This is a genomic window from Streptosporangium sp. NPDC023825 (assembly GCF_040639575.1).
Classification (GTDB): Bacteria; Actinomycetota; Actinomycetes; order Streptosporangiales; family Streptosporangiaceae; genus Streptosporangium.
This window is the reverse complement of the sequence record NZ_JBFAAE010000038.1, coordinates 64,818-85,206: the sequence shown is the minus strand read 5'-3', so window position 1 is coordinate 85,206 and position 20,389 is coordinate 64,818. Positions and strand designations below refer to the sequence as shown.

Here is a 20,389-nt window from a genome sequence, read left to right as displayed (position 1 = left end):
ACGGGTGCGCGGCCTTCCATGCCGTAATCACCGGTTCGATCAGCGCCCACTGCTCGTCGGACAAGTCGCTGGGGTACGGCTTGCGCTCGCTCACCTGGTCATCCCAGCACATCCTGGCCCACCAGCCAGCTGTAACGCTAAATGTCCACCCGATCACACTGTGACATCACAGGCATCGACTCGCGAACCGCCCTCTCAAAAGCCAGGTCTCACAGATGGCCAAGGTTCTTGACGCTCAGGTCGAGGCTTTTCGCAGCCGGGCGTTGGACGCGGGCCCGTATGTGTTCGTCTGGCTGGACGCGCTGACGCAGAAGGTCCGCGAGGGCGGGCGGATCATCAACGTGCATGTCCTGGTGGCCACCGCGGTCAATGCCAACGGCAACCGGGAGATCTTGGGGTTGGAGGTGACCTCGGCCGAAGACGGCGCAGGCTGGCTGGCCTTCCTGCGCGACCTTCTCGCTCGCGGCCTGTCCGGGGTGCAGCTGGTCATCTCTGATGCGCACACCGGGCTGGTGGCGGCGATCGGCGCGACGTTGCCGGGAGCGTCCTGGCAGCGTTGTCGCACGCACTATCTGCGCAACCTTTTGACGACGGTGCCCAAAAGCGCGCAGCCGTGGGTGGCCACGCTGGTGCGCACCATCTTCGACCAGCCCACCAGCGAAGCGGTGCACACCCAGCACACCTGGGTGATCGACGCCTTGGAGGCGAAGTATCCGGCTGCGTGTGAGCACCTGGACGCAGCCCGCGAAGAGCTCCTTGCCTTCGCTGCCTTTCCCCGGGAGATCTGGCGGCAGATCTGGTCGAACAATCCTCAGGAGCGGTTGAACAAGGAGATCCGCCGCCGCACCGACGTGGTGGGGATCTTCCCCGACCGCGGCTCGATCGTCCGTCTCGTCGGTGCGGTTTTGGCCGAGCAGAGCGATGAGTGGACCGAGGCCCGCCGCTACATGGGCCTGGACGTCCTGGCCAAAATCCGAATGCGCGTCATCGCAGGCGACACACCGCAACGCAATCCCATCCCGCAGACACTTACCGCTTAACCTACAGAAACAGGATCACGCGAAGGTCAACTCATACACCACTTCGCTGGACGTGACCCCCGGCTCGGTCGAACATCTGTCGTTTGAGTGTCTTGATCCGGTTGACCTGGCCCTCCACCGCTGCGGAACTTCAGGGCAGGCTCAAGCCTGCGGTGACCGCGGCGAGGGCCCGGGCGTGATCACTCGCCGGGCCACCGCGTTCCTTCGTCAATTGGGTCCGTGGGCCCCGCCTGTCCGGTCCTTGACGTGCGGGCTCCCGTTTCGCTTGCGCACTTCGGAGACCACCGCGGAAATGACGGTGGGGGAACGTAGGCTTCCGGCTGCCATGAGGAAAGAGGACGCATGCCGACGAGCCTGACCTTCCGGCTGTTCGGCCCGCTGGAGGTCGCCGGCGAGACCGGTGCCCCGCTCGACCTCGGCACCAGGAAGCAGCGTGCCCTGGTGGCGATGCTGGCGCTGGAGCCGGGCAGGGTCGTCTCGCTGGACCGCCTGATCGACGAGCTGTGGGCGGGCGAGCCGCCCTCCGGAGCGACGAGGACACTGCAGGCCTACATCGCGCACCTGCGCAAAGTACTGGAGCCCGGCCGCGCGCCGCGCACGCCGCCGGGGGTGCTGCTCACCCGCGAGCCGGGTTACCTGCTGGCCGTCGCTCCCGGCCAGGTCGACCTGGCGCGCTTCGCGGCGGGCGCGCAGGAGGGCCGCAGGGCGCTGGCGCGCGGCGACCACGGGGAGGCGCTGCGGGTGCTGGAGGAGACGCTGGGCCTGTGGCGGGGTGAGCCGCTGGGCGAGTTCGCCGGTCAGGGGTTCGCCCGGCCCGCCGTCGCGCGGCTGCGCGAGCTGCGGGCCACCGCCGTGGAGGACGGGTTCGAGGCGCGGCTGGCGCTGGGCGAGAGCGGCGCCTGCGTGCCGGACCTGGAAGCCCTGGCCGAGGCCCACCCCTACCGGGAGCGGCTCTGGGGGCTGCTGGTGCTGGCTCTGTACCGGGCCGACCGGCAGGCCGACGCGCTCGCCGCCCTGCGCCGGGTCCGTGCCCTGCTCGCCGACGACCTCGGCATCGAGCCGGGGCCGCAGCTGCGGCGCCTGGAGCGGGCGGTGTTCGAGCAGGCCGCCGAGCTGGAGACCCACGGCGTCGTTTCCGGCCCGCTTCCCGAGACGGGCCCGTTCCCGGTTCCCGCCGCGCCCGTCCCGCTCGCCCCGGCCCCGGCCGTGACGGGAGACGGGGCCGGGGCCGGGGACCTCGTGGCCGGTGAGACGCTGGTCGCCCGGGAGGCGCAGCTACGCCTGGTGGCCGAGCGGCTGGCCTCGGCGCGGCGCGGGGAAGGCGGGGTGCTGCTGGTGACCGGGGAGGCCGGGATCGGCAAGACCCGGCTCGCGCGGGCCGCGGCCGACGAGGCCGCCGGGCGGGGTTTCCGGGTCGCCTGGGGCCGCTGCGTGGACGGCGCGGCACCCGCGTTCCGCCCCTGGATCCAGGTGTTGCGCGAGTGCGGCGGGGCGAACCCCTTCCACGGCGAGGCGGCGTCATCGGCCCCCGACCCCGACGCCGCGCTGTTCGAGCTGTACGAGCGGGTGTCGGCGACCCTGACCTCCATCGGCGGCCCGCTCCTGGTGGTCCTGGAAGACCTGCACTGGGCCGACGCCTCCTCGCTGCGGCTGCTGGCCTTCGTCGCGGGCGAGCTGGCCCGCCATCCGGTGCTGGTGGTGGCGACGCTGCGTCCCGAGCCCGGCGACCATCCCGCGCAGCTGCGCGACACCCTCGGCGCGCTGTCGAGGGAGCCGGGGACCGTACGCCTGGAACCGGCCCCGTTCGGCGCGGGAGACGTGTCGTCGTACCTGCGCCTGCGGCGGATCCCCGAGGATCCCGGGCTGGTCGACGTGCTGCTGGAGCGGAGCGGCGGCAACCCCTTCTACCTGGGCGAGCTGCTGCGCCTGCGCGAGAGCGAGCGGTGCCTGGCGGCCGGATTGCCCTCCGGGGCGCGCGACGTCATCGAACGCCGGGCGGCCAGGCTTCCCGAGGAGACGCGGCAGCTGCTGCGGGCGGCGGCGGTCACCGGGCGCGAGGTGGAGGTCGACGTGCTCGAAGCCGTCACCGGCGTCCCCGCCGAGCGGGTGATGTCCCTGCTGGAACCGGCGGTGGCGAGCGGGCTGCTGGCCGAACCGCCCGGCGGCCCCGACTACCGCTTCTCCCACGCCCTGGTGCGCGACGCGCTGCTGTCCGGGCTCGGCCGCCTGGCGCGGGCCCGGTTGCACCTGCGTACGGGCGAGTGCCTGGAGACCAGGCCGGGCACCGAGCCCGCCACGCTGGCCCACCACTTCGCCGCGGCCGCCAGGGTCGGCGGCGCGGCCAAGGCGGTGGAACACGCCTCCCGCGCGGCCGGGCGGGCCGCGGCCCAGCTCGCGTACACCGAGGCCGTCGAGCTGTGGGAGCTGGCCCTGAGCTCGCTGCCGGCCGGCGGCGACGGTGGCGACGGTGGCGACAGGGCCAGGTGTGCGTTGCTGACCGAGCTGGGGCAGGCCCGCCGCACGGTGGGGGACGCCGCGGCGGCCCGCCGGGACCTGGACGAGGCGATCGAGCTGGCCCTGCGGCTGGGCGACAGGGACGCCCTGATCTCAGCGATCACCGTCTCCGGCGGGCTCGCCCTGTGGCTGTGGCGCCCGTACGGAGTGGTCGACGCCGCGATGGTCGCCGTGCTGGAGGACCTGCTGGCCGGGCCGCTCGACGACCGCGACCGGGCCGCGCTGCTGGGCACCCTGGCCGTGGAGCTGCACTACGGGCCGCGCCGCGCCGAGGGCGAGCGGCACGCGGCGCGGGCGGTGGAGATCGCCCGTGGCCTTGACGATCCCGCGCTGCTGGCTCGCACCCTGAACAACTACCTGCTCGCCTGCTGGGTGCCCGGCCGCAACCCGGAGCGGCTGCGGGCCGCGGAGGAGATGCTGGCCCTGCCCCGCCTGCCGCGCGCCACCGAGCTGGTGGCCCGGGTCTTCCGGATGGCCTGCCTGCTGCGCGCCGGTGACCTGACCGGCTGGGATCTCGACCTGGCCCGCTGCGAGCGGCTGATCGAGGAGGTGCGCCGCCCCGAGCTGGAGGCCATGGTCCGCATCGCCCAGACCGCCAGGTGCACCCTGGAGGGCCGCTGGGCGGACGCGGAGTCGCTCGTCACCCGCTTCGGGGAGATGCGGTACGGCTCCAGCCTCTGGGGGCAGGAGTTCCGGCTGCGGCTGACGACGTTCACCTGCGACCGGGGGCGCGGCCGGGTCGCGGAGACCCTCGACGGGCTGCTCGCCTCGGCGGAGGATCCGTCGATGGCTCCGCTGCGCCCGATCGCGGTGCTGGCCGCCCTCGACTCCGGCCGTCCGGACCTCGCCCGCGAGCTGGTCGCCCGCTGGGGCACCGAGGTCGCGGACGACTGGATCGCCGACTTCCTCGTCCCCGTCTGGGGCCTGGTCGCCGCCCGGCTCGGTGTCCCCGACCCGGAGGAGCTGTACGACCGGCTCGCCCCGTACGCCGACCGGCTGATCGTCTCCGGGACGGGCAGCGCGGCGTGGGGCTCCACCCACCTGGTCCTCGCCGAGCTGGCGGCGCGGCTGGGCCGCGCCGGCCGGGCCCGGGAGCACGCCCGCGAGGCGGCCGGGACGCACCGGCGGCTCGGCCTCGCCTACCTGGAGGAGCGGAGCCTGCGGCTGCTGGCCCGCCTGAGCTGACCCGGCCTGCCGTCTCCCGGCCGTTCCGGCCTGTTCTCCCGGCCGTTTTAGCCTGTTCTCCCGGCCGCTCCGGCCCGTTCCCTCAGCCGCTCCGGCCTGTTCCCTGCGGCTCCGGCCTGTGCCGGGCCGCCCGGGCCCGCCGGAGCGGCCGGCGGGTCACCAGCGCTGGTGGACCTGCGGACGGATCAGCTCGTCGTAGATCTCCCGCACGCTCGCGAGGGTGGCCTCGGGCAGCGGGTCCACGGCGGCGGCGGCCGCGTTGGCGCGGGCCTGCGCGGGGTTGCGGGCACCGGGGATGACCACGGAGACGCCGGGCTGGTCGATGATCCAGCGCAGCGCGAACTGCGCCATGGTGGTCTGCGGCGGCACCAGCGGAGCCAGGCGGCGGACCGCCTCCAGGCCGGTGGAGAAGTCGACCCCGGAGAAGGTCTCGCCGACGTCGAAGGACTCGCCGTGCCGGTTGTAGGTGCGGTGGTCGTCGGCGCCGAAGACGGTGGACTCGTCGTACTTGCCGGACAGCAGGCCGCTGGCCAGCGGGACGCGGGCGATGATGCCGACCCCGGCCTCGGCCGCCGCCGGGAGCACCCTCTCCAGCGGCTTGAGCCGGAATGCGTTGAGAATGATCTGCACGGTGGCCACGCCCGGCCGGGCGATCGCGGTCAGCGCCTCGTCGCAGGTCTCCACGCTCACCCCGTAGGCGGCCACGCGGCCCTCCTGGACGAGGGTGTCGAGGTCGTCGAAGACCCTGTCGGTCGCGTAGACCGGGGTGGGCGGGCAGTGCAGCTGCACCAGGTCGAGGGTGTCGACGCCGAGATTGGCCCGGGAGCGGTCGGTCCACGCCCGGAAGTTGTCCAGGGTGTAGGCCGACGGCTCCTGTGCGACGCGGCGGCCCATCTTGGTGGCCACGGTGAGCCCCGGCCTGGCCTTGATCAGCTGCGAGACGATCTGCTCGCTGCGCCCGTCGCCGTACACGTCGGCGGTGTCGACGAAGGTGACCCCGGCGTCCACGGCGGCGTCGAGGGTGGCCAGGGCCTCGTCCTCGCCGACCTCACCCCAGTCGGCCCCCAGCTGCCACGCGCCGAGCCCGACGACACCGATCCGCCTGCCTGTTCTTCCCAATTCGCGCTGTTCCACATCAGCGATCGTAGCCCGCACGACGCGGCGGGAATCACCGGCACCCGGGCACGGCAGGCAGGCGGGACGTGCGGCACGGGCCCCGGGCCTACCCCGGCACGCCCGGCATCACGTGCGCGTCGGGGCCGGGGAAGACGAGGCTTTCGTGCTCGTCGCCCTCCCAGCGGACCACGTAGGGCGGGCTTCCGTCCTCGTGGCGTAGCTCGATGATGAATCCGATCTTGCGGGGAGCGCCGTCGTGGGCGCTCTCCACGATCAACCTGTCGCCTACGGTCGCCTTCACTGTGGCCTCCTGGATCAGCTGGATCAGCAGGGTGCCGGTTCTCCGGCCGTCCTCCCCTTCCATGGCATCACTCCGCGGCACATTCGTCCAGGTCAGGAGCGCGGCAAGGTCGGCTGTAGGGCCTCGCGGGCTTCAGACTTTACTTATATAAGCCGATCCTGAGACAGTGAGGTCATGCACGCGCTCGACGTTCTCGGCGATCCGGTCCGGCGCCGGATCCTGGAGCTGCTCGCCGACGGCGAGCTGGCGGCCGGTGAGATCAGCGCCGTGGTGCAGGAGGAGTTCGGGATCTCACAGCCCGGCGTCTCCCAGCACCTGCGCGTGCTGCGCGACAACGGGTTCGCGACGGTACGCGCCCAGGGGACCCGGCGGCTGTACGCCGTCGATCCGGCCCCGCTGCGGGAGGTGGACCGGTGGCTCGACCGCTACCGGCACTTCTGGAACCAGCACCTCGACGCCCTGGGCACCGAGATCGCGCGAGGAAAACGGGAGCGCCGCCTCAGGGAGGCGGAGAACCCGGCGCCCCCGGGCACGGCCGGGAACGGCACCTGACCCCCGCCCAACGCCTCTCGGCCTCCTGCTGCCCGCCCGGCTCCCCCTCTCCCCTCTCAGGAGGGACCCGCCCACAGCCGGCGTACCGTGGCGAAGACCCGCTGGTTGTGGGAGATCTCGACGACGTTGCCGTCGGGGTCCTTCAGGGCGCAGATGTAGCCGACCGGGCCGGGCATGTCGCGGGGCTCCCAGTGCAGGCGGCCCAGCTCGCGCGCCCGCTCGGCGATCTCCTCGACGTCGGCGCGCTCGGGCACCTCGATGCCGAGGTGCGCGAACGGCGTCAGCAGCCCCAGCCGCCCGCCCCTGTCCTTGTCGAACGAGACGAGCACCAGGACCATCGGGGTCTCGGCCTGCCCCTCGTTGGAGAGCCAGGCGCTCTCCCCCTCGGCGTCCTGGAAGCGCTCGACGACCACCAGCGGCGTCAGCGACGTGTAGAACGCGATCGCCTCGTCGAGGTCGCCCGTGGGCAGGGCGACGTGCGTCCACCGTGCCCGGGTCAGATCACCCATGAAGATCCCCCACTTCCTCCGGGCCGATCCGGGTGGCCTGCGCCGGCCCGGCCGGCCGCCGGTGTCCGGGACCCTCAGGTGGAGCCCCGTTCGAAGGGCCGCCCCAGCGCTCCCGGCTCGCGGCGCCGGTTCGTGAAGAGCAGCATCGCGAGCAGCGCGACCAGGTACGGCGCCGCTATCAGCAGTTGTGAGTTCAGCGTCAGGCCCAGCGCGGGCAGCGCCAGGCGCATGGCGTCGGCCAGGCCGAAGAGCGCGCAGCCGAGCAGGGTGCGTCCCAGCCGCCAGCCGCCGAAAATCACCGCCGCGATGACGATGTACCCACGACCGGCCGTCATGTTCTGGTTGAACGAGCCGACTTCGCCGACCGCGAGGTACGCGCCGCCCAGCCCGGCCAGCGCGCCGCACCACAGCAGTGCCTGGCGGCGGCGCGCGTTGACCCGGATGCCGCCGGCGTCGGCGGCCCTCGGCCGCTCGCCGACCGCCCGCAGCTCCAGGCCCCACCTGCTGCGCTCGACCAGCCACCAGGTCAGCGGGACGACGACGAGGAGCAGGTAGACCGGCCAGCGCTCGACGAACAGCGGGGCGCCGATCAACGGGATGTCACGCAGCCAGGGGACGCTGACCTGCGACACCTGGTGGGAGCCGAAGTCAACGATCGTGATCAGGTAGCCGGTCAGCCCGAGGACGAGGGCGTTGAGCACCAGGCCGGTCACGAAGGTGTTGATCTCCAGGCGATGGGAGAGGTTGCCGTGGACGAAACCGACCAGGAGCCCGATCAGCACGCCCGCGACCAGCCCGGCGGTGGCGCTGCCGGTGGCACCGGCCGTGGCGACCGAGCCGAACGCGGCGCCCAGCATCATCGCCTCGACGGAGATGTTCATGGTCCCGGCCCGCTCGGCGAGATACTCCCCGCACGCCGCGAAGGCCAGCGGCACGGTGAGCCGTACCCCGCTGGACAGGATGGTGGAGACGTCGTCCGCGGTGATCATCGGGCGGCCCCCTCCGCGACGGGCGCGGAGCGGTGCCCGGCGCGCGCGGCGCGGACGCCGGTCCCGCGGTGCCGGAGCACGGCGATGACGGCGGGCGGGGCGACGAAGGCCAGCACCAGCAGGGCCTTGACCACGTCCACGACGAACGGGGGTACCCCGGTCGCGGCGAGGAAGCCGCCGCCGGAGCGCAGCACGCCGAACAGCAGGGCGACGGGTACGGCCGGCAACGGCCGGTTGCGGGCGATCAGGGCGATCAGCAGGCCGTCCCAGCCGATGCTCATCGCCATGCCGGGCTGCAGCCGGTGCACGCCCACCGGGCTGGTCAGCAGCACGGCCCCGGCCAGCCCGGCGAGGGCGCCGGAGACGGCCAGCGCCGCGCCACCCAGCGCGCCGGCGCGTACCCCGGCGTGCCTGGCGGCGAGCGGGTTGAGGCCGAGCATGGTGAGCCGGAACCCCCACCGGGTGCGGGCGAGCACCGTCGCGACGATCACGGCCGCGGCCACCGCGATCATCAGGCCCCCGTTGACCTGCAGGTCCGGGTACTCCCCGATCGAGCCGAGCAGGGCGCTGTCCGGCAGCGGGTTGGACTGCGGCGCGACGACGGCGTCGCCGACCCGCGACTCCCGCAGCAGCCACGGCGTGTTCACCGCGAACGCGACGAGCTGCTGGGCGACGAAGGTCATCAGCAGCGTGCTGACCACGACGTCGACGCCGCGCAACCGGTACATCAGCGAGCTGAGGCCGGCCCACGCGCCACCGGCCAGCGCGGCGGCCGCCAGCACGGCCACCAGCAGCGCCGGGCCGGTGACCGCCAGGCGCAGGCCCACCCAGGCGGCGAGGAGCGCGCCGACGAGCACCTGACCCTCCTGGCCGATGTTGAACACGCCGGACCTGGCGCTGACGCACGCGCCCGCGGCCACGAGCAGCAGCGGCGCCGCGTACAGCAGGGTGGAGGTCCAGGCCGCCGGATCGGCCACGCTGCCCTGGAGGAGGGCCCGCACCGACGCGAGGGGGGAGCCGCCGGTCACGGCGATCAGCAGCGACGACAGGGCGAGCGCCACGGCCACGCCCGCGACGGTGGCCAGGCCGGTCTTCCAGACCGGTGCGCCGGGACGGGGGACGAGAAGGGCGAGCAGGCGGCGGCCGGACGGGTCCGGGGCGGGGTTCCCGCCGGGATCTCGAAGGGTCCCGTTCACGCGGCCACCCCGCCCACCAGCATTCCGAGCCGCTCGGCCGTGGCCTCCCCCGCCGGCAGGACGCCGGTGATCCTTCCCGAGGAGATCACCGCGATCCTGGAGGCCAGCGTCATGACCTCCTCCAGCTCGGTGGAGATCAGCAACACGGCCGTCCCTCCCGCCGCGACGTCGCGCAGCCGCCGGTACACGTCCTCGGTGGCGCCCACGTCCAGCCCGTGCGAGGGCCGTGCCGCGACCAGGACGGCCGGGCGGGCCGAGAGCTCGCGGGCGAGCACGACCCGCTGCCGGTTGCCTCCCGACAGGTCGCGTACCGGGGTGTCCGTCGACGGGGTGACGATGCCGAACTCGGCCACCAGGCGGCGGGCCACGGCGCGCGCCTTTCCCCGGTCGAGGAACACCCGGCCGCTCACGGCGTCCAGCGACTTCATGACCAGGTTCTCGGCGACGCTCATGTCCAGCACCAGCCCGGAGCCGTGCCGGTCCTCGGGCACGACGCCGAGCCCTGCGGCGTGCAGCGCGCCCGGGCGGTGCGGATCGACCGGCCGCCCGGAGATCTCGACCGACCCGGAGTCCGGTACGACGAGCCCGGACAGCAGGTCCCCCAGGGCCGACTGGCCGTTGCCCTCGACCCCGTACAGGCCGACGATCTCACCGGGGGCGACGTCCAGGCTGAGATCGGACAGGACGGGCACGCCGTCGAGGGTGAGGGTCAGGCCGCGCAGCCGCAGCGCGGGCGGGGGCGTCGGGGCACCCGCCCTCCTCGCGTCCGCCTCACCGGTTCCGTGCCCCTCGTTCGCCGTCTCGCCCGCCGTGCTCTTCCCGTCCGCGGACCCGCGCGTCCCGAGGGGGCCGGCCGGCAGCAGGCCGAGGGCGGCGGCCTCGGTGCCCGGGGAGACCTCCCTGCCGACCATCCGCCGGGCCAGCTCCCGCGGGTCAGTCTCCGCGGTGGCGCTCCGGAAGACGACCTTCCCCCCGCGCAGCACGGTCACCCGGTCGGTGGCCGTGGTGATCTCGTCCAGTCTGTGGCTGATCAGGATGACCGCGCGGTTCTCCGAGCGGACCACGCGGCGCAGCACGCCGAACAGCTCGGCCGACTCCGCCCGGGTCAGCACGGACGTCGGCTCGTCGAGGATGAGCACCGCCGGGTCCCGGTGCAGGCACTTGATCAGCTCGACCCGCTGCCGCTCGCCCGCGGAGAGCCGCGCCACCCTGGCCAGCGGATCGACCGGCAGGCCGTAGCGCCGGGAGATCTCCCGCACCCGGTCGCGGGCCACGGCCTTGTCGATCTTCCCGGTGTCGCCCAGGATGACGTTCTCCCAGACCGTCAGCGGGTCGATCAGGCTGAAGTGCTGGTGCACCATGCCGATGCCGAGCGCAGCGGCCTCCCTCGGATCGCCGATCTCGACGGGCTCGTCATGGCGCAGGACGGTCCCGGAGTCCTTTCGGACGAGCCCCGTCAAAATCTTCATGAGCGTCGACTTGCCCGCCCCGTTCTCGCCGAGCAGGCCGTGGATCTCGCCCTCGTACACGGTGAGGTCCACGGCGTCGCAGGCGACGACCGGACCGTAGCTCTTGCTGACTCCCCGCAGCCGGAGGGCGGGCACCGGTGGCGGGGTGAGGCCCCTCGCCCGTTCGTCTTCCGTCACGTCAGGAACCGAGCCTCTTCACTTCCGCCTTGGGGTCGATCCTCCCGCTGCCGACGTCGGCGATGAACGTCTTCAGCCTCTCCTCCTGCTCGGGGGTGGGCTCGCAGATCCTCACGGTGGGGAACGGGTCGACGCCGAGCTTCCAGACCTTCTCCACGCCCATCCGCAGTTTCGCCTCGGCGAAGTCCTCCAGCGCGGCCCCGAAGTAGTCTCCGGGGCTGAAGAGCACCGAGATGTCGAACGTGGGCGCGGTGGAGGCGCACCGGTCGGTGCCCGGGGTGAGGGTGAGCACGCCGTTGGCGTCGGCCAGCTCCGCCGACGCGTCGGTGGCACCGCCCAGGTAGGGGTAGACGACCTTGACGCCCTGGCTGATCTGGGCCTGGGTGGCCTCCTTGGCCTTGGCCGAGTCGTTGAGGTCGCCGCTGTAGGTGACCGCCAGCGTGGCCTCGGGGACCACCAGCCGGATGCCCGCCCGAAAGGCCCTGGCCGCCGCGGTGGTGAAGTCGACCTCGGGGCCGGTCACGAACCCGGCCTTGGTCGCGCCCTTCTCCTCCATCAGCAGGCCCGCCGCGTACCCGGCGGCCAGCAGGCTCTGGTCCGCCTCGTCGGTGGAGAGCATGATCCTCGGGGTCTGCGGGATGTTGTCGGACGAGGGGACGTACCAGGCGGTGCCGGCGCACACCGGCTCCTCGGAGGCGGGGATCGCGTCCCTGAGGTCCGCGGCGCCCAGGGCCACCATGTCGACCTTCTGCCGGCACAGCGCCCGCGCGGCGTTGAGCGCCTCGCTGGTGTTGACGCCGCCGCGCTTGATGATCGTCCAGCCCTTCGAGGTGGCGAATCGCTCCGCGGTGTCGACGAAGCTCTGGTAGTAGCCCTTGTCGTTGATGTCGCCGGGGCTCAGCACCCCGATGACGACCCTGCCGTCGCCGTTGACGTCCGGCTGGCCCGCGAGCACGGTGCCGCCGTCCGTCTTCGCTCCGGCGCCGGCCGGAGTGGGGCTCGTGGCCCGGGGTGCCGTGGCGTCGCCGCTCGCGCACCCGGCCAGGGCCACCGAGGCGAGACAGGCGGTCAGCGCGGCCGTGACCCGGCCCGTTCGATGGAATGCGGCCATGACGATCCTCTCGATCTGATGCGCACGCGCCGCCCACGGGGCGCGGGTGGGGAACGAACCCTGGTCGCGGGAATGGGGGTACGGGCTTGCTGCGGGCAGGTCGGGACGCTGCCGTGTGGACGCTGCCATTTAACAGCCGTCGCCGTCCGTCGTGCCCACCGCCCACCGGTGGCCGGAGAACCCCCCGGTCGCGGGCCCCGGCCGGAAAGCCTCCCGCTCCCTTCCTTCACCGACCCGTTCACCGACCCGCGCGGCCCGCGCGGGTCCGGCGTACGATGCGGGCATGCCGAACCTCGGGCCCGTTGAGCTGCTGATCGTCGCCGCCCTTCTCGCGGTGGTCCTGGCGATCGTCGTCGGCGCCGTCAAGGCGGCCAGGAACGGCGGCCGGGCGGTCTCCGGAGGCCGGGCGCCCGTCGCGCCGCTCACGCCGCCGACGCCCCAGAGGCTGTACGAGACCGTCACCGGGCTGACGCGCCAGGGGCGCAAGATCCAGGCGATCAAGGAGCTGCGCCAGTACACCGGGCTCGGCCTGAAGGAGTCCAAGGCGATCGTCGACGCCGTGGCCGCGGGGCACGACATGTGGAGCCATCCCCTCATGGGCGGTTTCCGCCCCGCCCGTCCCATGGTCCCGCCGGGCGCCGGTGCCGCAGCCGTCACCGGCCCCGACCTGGCCACTCGCGTGCGCGAGCTCAAGGCCGCAGGCCGCGCCGAGCAGGCGGTCTACCTGGTGCGCGGCGAGACCGGCATGGGCGAGCACGAGGCCGAGCTGTTCGTCGACGCCCTCTGAGCCCTCCCGAGTCGACGCCCTCCGAGCCCTCCCGAGTGAGCCCTCCGAACTCCCCGCCCCCTCCCTTGCTCTGCCCCCTGCGGCTCTGGCCACTCCCGCGCTCTGCTCCCCTGCGGCTCTGGCCCCTCCCGCGCTCTCCCCGGGACCGTGGAGCGCTCAGTCCGGTCCGGCCGGCCGGTCCTCGACCCCGACGAACATGGTCCGGTGCAGCACCTCGACGTGGCGGTGGGTGATCTCCACCGCCCTCAGCGGGTCGCCCGCGGCCAGGGCGGCGACGAGCTCGGCGTGCCCGCGGTTGGACTCGCGCAGGTGGTCCAGGGGAAAGGGCAGATAGTAGCGGTGGAGCTCCCGGGCGACCGAGCCGTACTGCTCCACCGCGGACGGCAGGCCGGTGGCCGCGGCCACCCCCATGTGGAAGCGCTCGTCGCAGGGGCGGAACTCGGCCCAGCTGGAGGCGCGGTCCATGCACTCCACCAGCCGTTCCAGCTCCTCCAGCCGCCGCGGGTCCGGGCGCGTCGCGGCCAGGTGCGCGATGCCGCACTCCAGGAGCAGCCGCTGGTCGATCAGCCGGTGGACGTCGGCGGCGGCCGACCGGTAGGCCTCGATCTCGCGCACCCCGCCGGGCGGCGGCCGCTCGGCCACCAGGGTTCCGCCGCCGCGCCCCCGCCGCCGCTCCAGTACGCCCTGGTCGCAGAGTGAGACGAGCGCCCTCCGCACCGTGATCTCCCCGACGCCGAGGGCGCGGGCGATCTCGTCGGCGGGCGGCAGCCGCTCCCCGGGTTTCAGCAGCCCCAGTTCGACGGCCATCGCGATGCGGGCCCGGACCGTGTCGAGCGCGTTGAGCCGCCGGATGCCGACCAGGGCGGGGGCTTTGAGCACGATGTGAGGACTGCCGGACGACATGTCATCACCGTACTCATCAAAAATAGATCATAGTGATCGAAATTGCTTTAAATGCTCATAATGAGATATTTTTATTTCTAGTCGGGAAGCAGGTGCGCCGTGTCGCACCTCCTCTCCACAACGCTCGCCCAGCCGGCTTCCCGGCGGGCCGGAAACGGCTTCGTGGTGTTCGACGTCCCGGGGCGGGCCGGCCGATGCCCCCGTCTACCGGGGACGGATCGATCCCTCCCGCCGGACTCCGGCGGGAGGCCGACTCATCGGGAAGAACCTCGCGATGCCATCCAAAGGACCGGTTCTGTGGCGTGCTCTGACACTCGGCGAGGTCGTGCTGTTCGGCCTGGCCTACATGACGCCGCTGATCGTCCTGGGCATCTTCGGCATCGTGTCCGAGACCACCGGCGGCGCGACCGCCGCCGCGTACGCGCTCGCGCTGGCGGCCATGCTGTTCACGGCCTTCAGCTACGGCAAGATGGCCGCGATCCACCCGATCGCCGGGTCCGCCTACACCTACGTGCGGCGGACCATCGACGCGCGGGCGGGTTTCCTGGTGGGCTGGGCGGTGCTGCTCGACTACTTCTTCCTGCCCATGGTCATCTGGCTGATCGGCGCCGCCTACCTGTCGGCACAGTTCCCCGAGGTCGCCTCGTGGGTGTGGATCGTCCTGTTCATCATCGTGACGACCGTACTCAACGCGATGGGCATCAAGATCGCTGCCCGGGTGAACCTCCTGCTGATGACCGTCCAGATCGCGGTCCTGTTCTTCTTCGTGCTGCTGTCGATCGGCTACGTGGCCGGCTCGTCGGGGCCCGCCGCGCTGTTCGACCTGGCGCCGTTCGACAACCGGGCCACCACGGTCTCCGGCGTCGCGGCGGGGGCCGCCATCGCCGCCTACGCCTTCCTCGGCTTCGACGCCGTCACCACCCTCGCGGAGGAGACCGTCGAGCCGGAGCGGACGATCCCCCGGGCGATCATGCTCACCGCGCTCGCCGGTGGCGTGATCTTCATCGTGGTCGCGTACTTCGCACAGCTCGTGCACCCCGGCGGCCTCTTCGAGGACTCCTCCTCGGCGGCCTTCGAGATCGCCGGACTGATCGGCAGCAGCCTGTTCGGCGCGGTCTTCCTGACCGGTCTGGTCGTCGCCCAGTTCGCCTCCGGCCTCGCCGCGCAGGCCGGCACCTCGCGGCTGCTGTACGCGATGGGGCGCGACGGGGTGCTGCCCCGCAGGGTGTTCGCCTACCTCCACCCCAGATCTCGCACGCCCGTGTTCGGCCTGGTGATCACCGGTGCCGCGGGCCTGATCGCGCTGTGGCTGGACATGGCCATCTCCACGTCGTTCATCAACTTCGGCGCCTTCACCACCTTCACCTTCGTCAACTTCAGCGTCGTCGCCCACTACGTCAGGGAACGCCGCGCGGGCCGGACGCCGGGGGTGGTGCCCTACGTCCTGGTCCCGGCGATCGGGGCGGGGGTCAACCTGTGGCTGCTCAGCCGCCTCGACGCGCACGCCGTCACCCTCGGCCTGATCTGGCTCGGCTTGGGCGTGATCTATCTCGCCTACGTCACCCGCATGTTCCGGCGGCCGCCGCCCGAGGTGGAGTTCGTCGAGGAGGCGCCCGTCACCGCGGGCGCCGCCCACGACCCGCGCATGCTCGGGTAGCGCCATCCGGCACGGCTCCCCCTCTACGGGCCCTCCGGTACGACTCCGGGTGGCCGGTCCACGCGTCCTCCGGCCCAGGCTCCGGGGCAGTCCACGGGCCCTCGGGCACGGGCTCCGGGTCAGCCTCCCGTGCCGAGCACGCCGTTCGGGTCGAGCACGAACTTGGACGCGGCGCCCTGGTCGAAGTCCGCGTACCCCTGGGGCGCCTGCTCCAGCGGGATCGTCACGGCGTTGACCGCCTTGGCGATCTGCACCCTGTCGTTCAGGATCGCCTGCATCAGATAGCGGTTGTAGCGCATCACGGGGCACTGGCCCGTGCCGAAGGCCAGCGACTTGGCCCAGCCGAGGCCGAGCCGGATGGACAGCGCCCCCCGCTGCGCCGCCTCGTCGTGGGCGCCGGGGTCGCCGGTCACGTACAGGCCGGGGATGCCGAGCGCGCCGCCCGCGCGGGTGATCTCCATGAGCGAGTTGAGCACGGTGGCGGGCTGTTCCCTGCCGGAGTCGCCACCGTGTCCGCGGGCCTCGAAGCCCACGGCGTCGACGCCGCAGTCGACCTCGGGCTCTCCGAGGATCTGCTCGATCTGGTCCCTCGGCTCGCCCCGCGACACGTCGACGGTCTCGCAGCCGAAGCTGCGGGCCTGCTCCAGGCGCTCCTTGTTCAGGTCGCCGACGATGACCACGGCCGCCCCCAGGAGGAACGCCGAGACGCCCGCGGCGAGCCCGACCGGTCCCGCGCCGGCGATGTAGACGGTCGATCCGGGCCTCACCCCGGCGGTGACGCAGCCGTGGAAGCCGGTCGGGAAGATGTCGGTGAGCATGGCCAGGTCGAGGATCTTCTCCATCGCCTGGTCCTTATCGGGGAACTTCAGCAGGTTCCAGTCGGCGTAGGGCACCAGGACGTACTGCGCCTGCCCGCCGACCCAGCCGCCCATGTCGACGTAGCCGTACGCCCCGCCCGGCCGCTCGGGGTTGACGTTCTCGCAGATGCCGGTCTTGCCCTCCTTGCAGTTGCGGCAGCGGCCGCAGGCGATGTTGAAGGGCACCGAGACGAGGTCGCCCACCTTCGTGAACTCCACGTCCGGGCCGGTCTCGACGACCTCGCCGGTGATCTCGTGGCCGAGGACGAGCCCGACGGGCGCGGTGGTGCGGCCACGGACCATGTGCTGGTCGCTGCCGCAGATGTTCGTCGCGACGGTCTTGACGATCGCGCCGTGCGCCACCTTGCGGCCCACGTTGGCCGGGGGCACCCCCGGCCCTTCCCTGAGCTCGAACCCGGGATAGTCGGTCTCCTGGACCTCCACCCTGCCCGGCCCCTGGTACGTGACGACCTTGTTGCTCGGCATGACGTCCTCCTGTCTCCTCGTGGTGCCCTTCCGCGCGACGCCGGCGGAGCGGGCGGTCATCGTTCGCGAGGGGACGTGAGGGGGACTGTGACCACCGAGCCCGAATCAAAGACGATTTCTCATCTTTTTTAACCATATACCTGCTGGTAGCGGCGATATCGGGGAGCCATGTCTCTCCGGGATCCCCCGGCGAGGCAGGTGATCGGCACGGCGCCGGGGGATCACCGCCCGGCACGGGCCGGGCAATAGCGGTGGACCCCGTCGGCCCGCTCGGTGAGCCCCCTGCGGTCGAGGTGTTCCAGGAGCGGCACCGCGACCCTGCGGCTGGTGCCGAGGGCCTGCCTGGCCTGGCTGACCGTGAACGGCTGCGGCAACCGGGCGAGCAGCCGTCCCGCCAGGACGTCCGCACCGGGCAGCAGCACGATCCCGTCGGCCACCCGCAGCAGCGCCCCCGCCCGTACGGCCGCCGCCAGCTCGCGGGGCCCCAGCCCCAGCTCGGCCAGCCGGCCCGCCTCCGGCGCCAGGAAGGGGCGCGCGGACAGCTCGGCGCCGAGCCGCTCGACGGCCCGGACGACCGGCGCGGGCAGCGCCGCGGGGCCGGCGGGGCCGCTCACGATCCGCCCCGCGTCGAGGGCGAGCGGCGGGCGTACGAGTGCCTCGACCAGCCGCCGCTCGGGCAGGGCGAGCTCGTGACGGGCCGCCTCCACCGGCATGCCGGGCTCCAGCGGACGCGCCGAGGCGTGGCGCCGCACCACCCCGGGTAGACGCTCCGCCAGCCTCGACCAGTGCGCCGGATCGGCGTGCCAGTCGCCGCACACCGGCCTTCCCGGGGCACACCCCATGGCCGCGAGGTCGCCGGTGCGCAGCAGGAGGTGGGTCCGCAGCAGGGAGGCCGCGTCCGGCGCAGCCTCCGCCAGCTCGGCCGCCCGCTCCCGTGCCGCGCCCCGGCGGCGCAGCCCCGGCGGGCGCGGGTCGAGCACGCTCGCCCGCGCGAGGACCCGCACCTCGCCCCGGCCGCGCCCGGGATCGCGCAGCAGCAGCACGTCGCCCGCGTGCAGGGGGAGCCGTCCGACCAGGCGCAGCCGGGCGATCCGCCCGCCGAGCTGCCGTACGGCACACACCACCGCAGCGGAGCCGATGTGCGCGGTCAGCCGTCCCGGCAGGTCAGCGGCGTCCCAGCCCCCGGCGGGCGGTGGAAGGCCCAGCTCCCGCGATCCCCCCGGCCCGGCACGCCCGCCCGGCCGCCACGGGCCACCGCCCCCGGAACCGTCCGCCCCGGCGCCGCCAGGCCCCCACGGACCCCCGCCGCCGGATCCGGCCGGGCTCAGGCGCACGTCGACCAGGTCGGTGTACGTCCACCCGCCCGGGGTGACCAGGGCCAGGCCACGCCCGGCGGCGCCCTGGCCGCGCAGGTTGAGCGCGACCCTGGCCACGCCGGTCACCGAGGTCACCGGCTCCTTCAGGCACTCCAGCGCCCGCACCCGCGCGGGCACGCCGTCGAGGTCCAGCTCGTCCCCGGCGGTGACCGTGCCCGCGGGCAGGGTCCCGGTCACCACCGTCCCGCTGCCGCGTACGGTGAACGCCCGGTCGATCCACAGCCGCACCGACGCCCCGGGGTCGGGTACGGGCAGCGCGGCCACCAGCCGGTCCAGCGCCCGCCGCAGCTCGTCGAGGCCCTGCCCGGTGCGCCCGCTCACCGCCAGCGCCTCGGCCCCGCCCAGGCCGCCCGCCGCCAGGCGTGCCCGGGCCCGCTCGGCGGCCGGGGCGGGGTCGGCGAGATCGGCGCGGGTCACCACGAGGAGGCCGTGCCGCACCCCGAGGGCCTCCAGCGCCACCAGGTGCTCCTCCGACTGCGGCATCCACCCCCCGTCGGCCGCCACCACGAACATGACGGCGGGCGCGGGACCGACCCCGGCCAGCATGGTGGCGAGAAAGCGCTCGTGACCGGGTACGTCGACGAAGGCCAGCCGCTCCCCCGACGGCAGCCGCGTCCAGGCGTAGCCGAGCTCGATCGTCAGTCCCCGGCGCCGCTCCTCGGCCAGCCGGTCGGGCTCCATCCCGGTGAGCGCCCGCACCAGGGTGGACTTGCCGTGGTCGACATGGCCCGCCGTGGCCACGACGTGCATCAGCCGCCCGCCCGCGCCGACCGGCCGTCCCGGCGATCACACACGCCGGTCACCCACCTCGAGAACGGCCCGCAGCACGTCGCCGTCCCGGCCGGCGGGCACGGCGCGCAGGTCGAGCAGGAGACGGCCGCCCTCCACCCGGCCGACGACCGCGGGCTCCCCGGTCCGCAGCGGCACGGCGAACCGCTCGGGCAGGCTGATCGCGGCGCTCGGCAGCGTCACGCCCGGCGCCCCGCCGCCGCCCACCGCCGCCTCGCTCGGTACGGCCCTCGCGTCGACCCCGGCCCCGGCCAGCCGGTCCGCGAGCGCGGCGGCGCGCTCGCCGAGCTGCGCGGCGTCGGCGTGCAGGGCCTGGTGGACGGGGGTGGCGGGACCGCGCAGGGTGGCCTCCAGCGCGGCCAGCGCCAGCTTGTCCACCCGGAGCGCGCGGGCCAGGGGGTGTCTCCTGCACCGCTCGACCAGGTCTCGGCGGCCCAGCAGCAGCCCGGCCTGCGGACCGCCGAGCAGCTTGTCGCCGCTGGCGGTGACCAGGTCCGCCCCGGCCTCCAGGGCGCTCGCCGCGTCGGGCTCGCCGGGCAGCAGCGGCTCCCGCGCGAGCAGGCCGGAGCCGATGTCGGCCACGACGGGCACGCCGAGCCCGGCCAGCTCGGCGGCCCCGACCGAACCGGCGAAGCCCTCGATCCGGAAGTTCGACGGGTGCACCTTCAGGACGAACCCCGTCTCCGGCCCCACGGCCGCCCGGTAGTCGGCGTAGGAGGTGCGGTTGGTGGTGCCCACCTCGCGCAGCCTGGCGCCGGTGGAGACGAGCAGGTCGGGAATCCGGAATCCGTCGCCGATCTCCACCAGCTCGCCGCGGCTGATCACGATCTCCCGCCCGGCGGCGAGCGCGGTGGCCACGAGCACGAGCGCGGCGGCGTTGTTGTTGACCACGTGCACGTCTCCCGCGGCGGGCACGGCCCGGGCGAGCGCGTCCATCGCGCCCCGCCCCCGGCGGGCGCGGGCTCCGGTGGCCAGGTCGAACTCCACGTCGGTGTGACCCGCCGCGGCGGCCGTGGCCCGCACCGCCGCCGCCGACAGGGGCGCGCGACCCAGGTTGGTGTGGACCAGCACCCCGGTCATGTTGATCACCGGCCGCAGGCTCGCCGGGTACGGCGGGAGCTCCGCCACGGCCGCGTCCGCGACCTGGCCGGGATCGAGCCCGCCCTGCCGCGCGCGCCGCTGCGCCCGCACCACGGCGTCCTTGACGACCGCCCGCCCGAGCCGCCCGGCCGCCGCGACCAGCCGCGGGTCGGCGAGGACGGCGTCGGTGCGCGGCACCAGCCTGCGTGGATCCACTCTCCGAACATAAGCCGAGGCGGACGGGAATCGAACCCGCCGGGCCGAGGACCTGGGCTTCAACGACTCCGAACGCGCC

The 20,389-nt window shown here is 73.7% G+C and carries 15 protein-coding genes and 2 pseudogenes; 5 read left to right on the top strand and 12 right to left on the bottom strand.

All coding sequences use genetic code 11. The annotated features are described in order from the left end of the window. A pseudogene (locus AB0G15_RS28235) lies at positions 1–94 on the bottom strand (IS5/IS1182 family transposase); the annotation flags it as partial. 103 nt (positions 95–197) lie between these two features. Between AB0G15_RS28235 and AB0G15_RS28230 the strand changes: the two are divergent. Together AB0G15_RS28230 and AB0G15_RS28225 are read left to right on the top strand one after the other, a co-directional pair. Further along, positions 198–1,040, top strand: a pseudogene (locus AB0G15_RS28230) (IS256 family transposase); the annotation flags it as partial. A 342-nt stretch (positions 1,041–1,382) separates the two neighbouring features. Beyond that, positions 1,383–4,739, top strand: a complete 3,357-nt coding sequence (locus AB0G15_RS28225; RefSeq protein ID WP_362845541.1) for a BTAD domain-containing putative transcriptional regulator — start codon at positions 1,383–1,385, stop codon at positions 4,737–4,739. Positions 4,740–4,895: 156 nt separating this feature from the next. Here the strand turns inward: AB0G15_RS28225 and AB0G15_RS28220 are convergent, their stop codons facing one another. Beyond that, positions 4,896–5,873: an aldo/keto reductase gene (locus tag AB0G15_RS28220; protein WP_362845539.1), complete on the bottom strand. Its 978-nt coding sequence runs from the start codon at positions 5,871–5,873 to the stop codon at positions 4,896–4,898. A gap of 88 nt (positions 5,874–5,961) precedes the next feature. Continuing rightward, a complete protein-coding gene (locus tag AB0G15_RS28215) occupies positions 5,962–6,219 on the bottom strand; it encodes a DUF1918 domain-containing protein (protein WP_362691093.1) in 258 nt (85 codons plus the stop codon). A 111-nt stretch (positions 6,220–6,330) separates the two neighbouring features. Here AB0G15_RS28215 and AB0G15_RS28210 point away from each other — a divergent pair, with 111 nt between their 5' ends. Next, on the top strand, positions 6,331–6,708 hold the full coding sequence (locus tag AB0G15_RS28210; protein WP_362845537.1) for a metalloregulator ArsR/SmtB family transcription factor: 378 nt from the start codon (positions 6,331–6,333) through the stop codon (positions 6,706–6,708). Between the two features lie 56 nt (positions 6,709–6,764). On the opposite strand, the gene AB0G15_RS28205 is transcribed toward AB0G15_RS28210, so the two are convergent. From AB0G15_RS28205 to AB0G15_RS28185, 5 genes are all read right to left on the bottom strand, one after another. Continuing rightward, on the bottom strand, positions 6,765–7,217 hold the full coding sequence (locus tag AB0G15_RS28205; protein WP_362691087.1) for a VOC family protein: 453 nt from the start codon (positions 7,215–7,217) through the stop codon (positions 6,765–6,767). Positions 7,218–7,291: 74 nt separating this feature from the next. Then, positions 7,292–8,206: an ABC transporter permease gene (locus AB0G15_RS28200; protein ID WP_362845535.1), complete on the bottom strand. Its 915-nt coding sequence runs from the start codon at positions 8,204–8,206 to the stop codon at positions 7,292–7,294. Next, on the bottom strand, positions 8,203–9,402 hold the full coding sequence (locus tag AB0G15_RS28195; protein ID WP_362845533.1) for an ABC transporter permease: 1,200 nt from the start codon (positions 9,400–9,402) through the stop codon (positions 8,203–8,205). The genes AB0G15_RS28200 and AB0G15_RS28195 overlap by 4 nt, the downstream gene beginning before the upstream one ends. After that, positions 9,399–11,048 carry an ABC transporter ATP-binding protein gene (locus AB0G15_RS28190; RefSeq protein ID WP_362845531.1) on the bottom strand — a complete coding sequence of 550 codons (1,650 nt, stop codon included), beginning with the start codon at positions 11,046–11,048 and terminating at the stop codon, positions 9,399–9,401. The genes AB0G15_RS28195 and AB0G15_RS28190 overlap by 4 nt, the downstream gene beginning before the upstream one ends. A 1-nt stretch (position 11,049) precedes the next feature. Further along, positions 11,050–12,159 (bottom strand): BMP family ABC transporter substrate-binding protein, encoded by a 1,110-nt coding sequence (locus AB0G15_RS28185; RefSeq protein WP_362845529.1) that lies wholly within the window; start codon positions 12,157–12,159, stop codon positions 11,050–11,052. Positions 12,160–12,442: 283 nt separating this feature from the next. On the opposite strand from AB0G15_RS28185, the gene AB0G15_RS28180 reads away from it, so the two are divergent. Then, complete coding sequence (locus AB0G15_RS28180; RefSeq protein ID WP_362845527.1) at positions 12,443–12,946, top strand: ribosomal protein L7/L12; 504 nt, start codon at positions 12,443–12,445, stop codon at positions 12,944–12,946. 156 nt (positions 12,947–13,102) lie between these two features. Here AB0G15_RS28180 and AB0G15_RS28175 read toward each other — a convergent pair whose 3' ends face one another. Beyond that, positions 13,103–13,849, bottom strand: coding sequence for an FCD domain-containing protein (locus AB0G15_RS28175; protein WP_362845525.1), 747 nt, complete (start codon positions 13,847–13,849; stop codon positions 13,103–13,105). Positions 13,850–14,123: 274 nt separating this feature from the next. On the opposite strand from AB0G15_RS28175, the gene AB0G15_RS28170 reads away from it, so the two are divergent. Next, entirely contained in the window at positions 14,124–15,506 is a 1,383-nt protein-coding gene (locus AB0G15_RS28170) for an APC family permease (RefSeq protein ID WP_362845523.1), read from the top strand. Positions 15,507–15,625: 119 nt separating this feature from the next. Here AB0G15_RS28170 and fdhA read toward each other — a convergent pair whose 3' ends face one another. The 3 genes from fdhA to selA form a co-directional block, all read right to left on the bottom strand. Then, the gene (gene fdhA / locus AB0G15_RS28165; protein ID WP_362845521.1) at positions 15,626–16,849 is read right to left on the bottom strand and encodes a formaldehyde dehydrogenase, glutathione-independent; all 1,224 of its coding nucleotides are present in this window, start codon (positions 16,847–16,849) and stop codon (positions 15,626–15,628) included. Between the two features lie 221 nt (positions 16,850–17,070). Beyond that, positions 17,071–18,975 (bottom strand): SelB C-terminal domain-containing protein, encoded by a 1,905-nt coding sequence (locus tag AB0G15_RS28160; protein WP_362845519.1) that lies wholly within the window; start codon positions 18,973–18,975, stop codon positions 17,071–17,073. Positions 18,976–19,011: 36 nt separating this feature from the next. After that, complete coding sequence (gene selA / locus AB0G15_RS28155) at positions 19,012–20,310, bottom strand: L-seryl-tRNA(Sec) selenium transferase (RefSeq protein WP_362845517.1); 1,299 nt, start codon at positions 20,308–20,310, stop codon at positions 19,012–19,014. Between the last annotated feature and the right edge of the window lie 79 nt (positions 20,311–20,389).

Bases quoted from the DNA above. Each gene is read 5' to 3' on its own strand.
- AB0G15_RS28225 (WP_362845541.1), top strand. From the start codon at position 1,383: ATGCCGACGAGCCTGACCTTCCGGCTGTTCGGCCCGCTGGAGGTCGCC.
- AB0G15_RS28215 (WP_362691093.1), bottom strand. From the start codon at position 6,219: ATGGAAGGGGAGGACGGCCGGAGAACCGGCACCCTGCTGATCCAGCTG.
- AB0G15_RS28210 (WP_362845537.1), top strand. From the start codon at position 6,331: ATGCACGCGCTCGACGTTCTCGGCGATCCGGTCCGGCGCCGGATCCTG.
- AB0G15_RS28205 (WP_362691087.1), bottom strand. From the start codon at position 7,217: ATGGGTGATCTGACCCGGGCACGGTGGACGCACGTCGCCCTGCCCACG.
- AB0G15_RS28200 (WP_362845535.1), bottom strand. From the start codon at position 8,206: ATGATCACCGCGGACGACGTCTCCACCATCCTGTCCAGCGGGGTACGG.
- AB0G15_RS28185 (WP_362845529.1), bottom strand. From the start codon at position 12,159: ATGGCCGCATTCCATCGAACGGGCCGGGTCACGGCCGCGCTGACCGCC.
- AB0G15_RS28180 (WP_362845527.1), top strand. From the start codon at position 12,443: ATGCCGAACCTCGGGCCCGTTGAGCTGCTGATCGTCGCCGCCCTTCTC.
- AB0G15_RS28175 (WP_362845525.1), bottom strand. From the start codon at position 13,849: ATGTCGTCCGGCAGTCCTCACATCGTGCTCAAAGCCCCCGCCCTGGTC.
- AB0G15_RS28170 (WP_362845523.1), top strand. From the start codon at position 14,124: ATGCCATCCAAAGGACCGGTTCTGTGGCGTGCTCTGACACTCGGCGAG.
- fdhA (WP_362845521.1), bottom strand. From the start codon at position 16,849: ATGCCGAGCAACAAGGTCGTCACGTACCAGGGGCCGGGCAGGGTGGAG.
- AB0G15_RS28160 (WP_362845519.1), bottom strand. From the start codon at position 18,975: ATGCACGTCGTGGCCACGGCGGGCCATGTCGACCACGGCAAGTCCACC.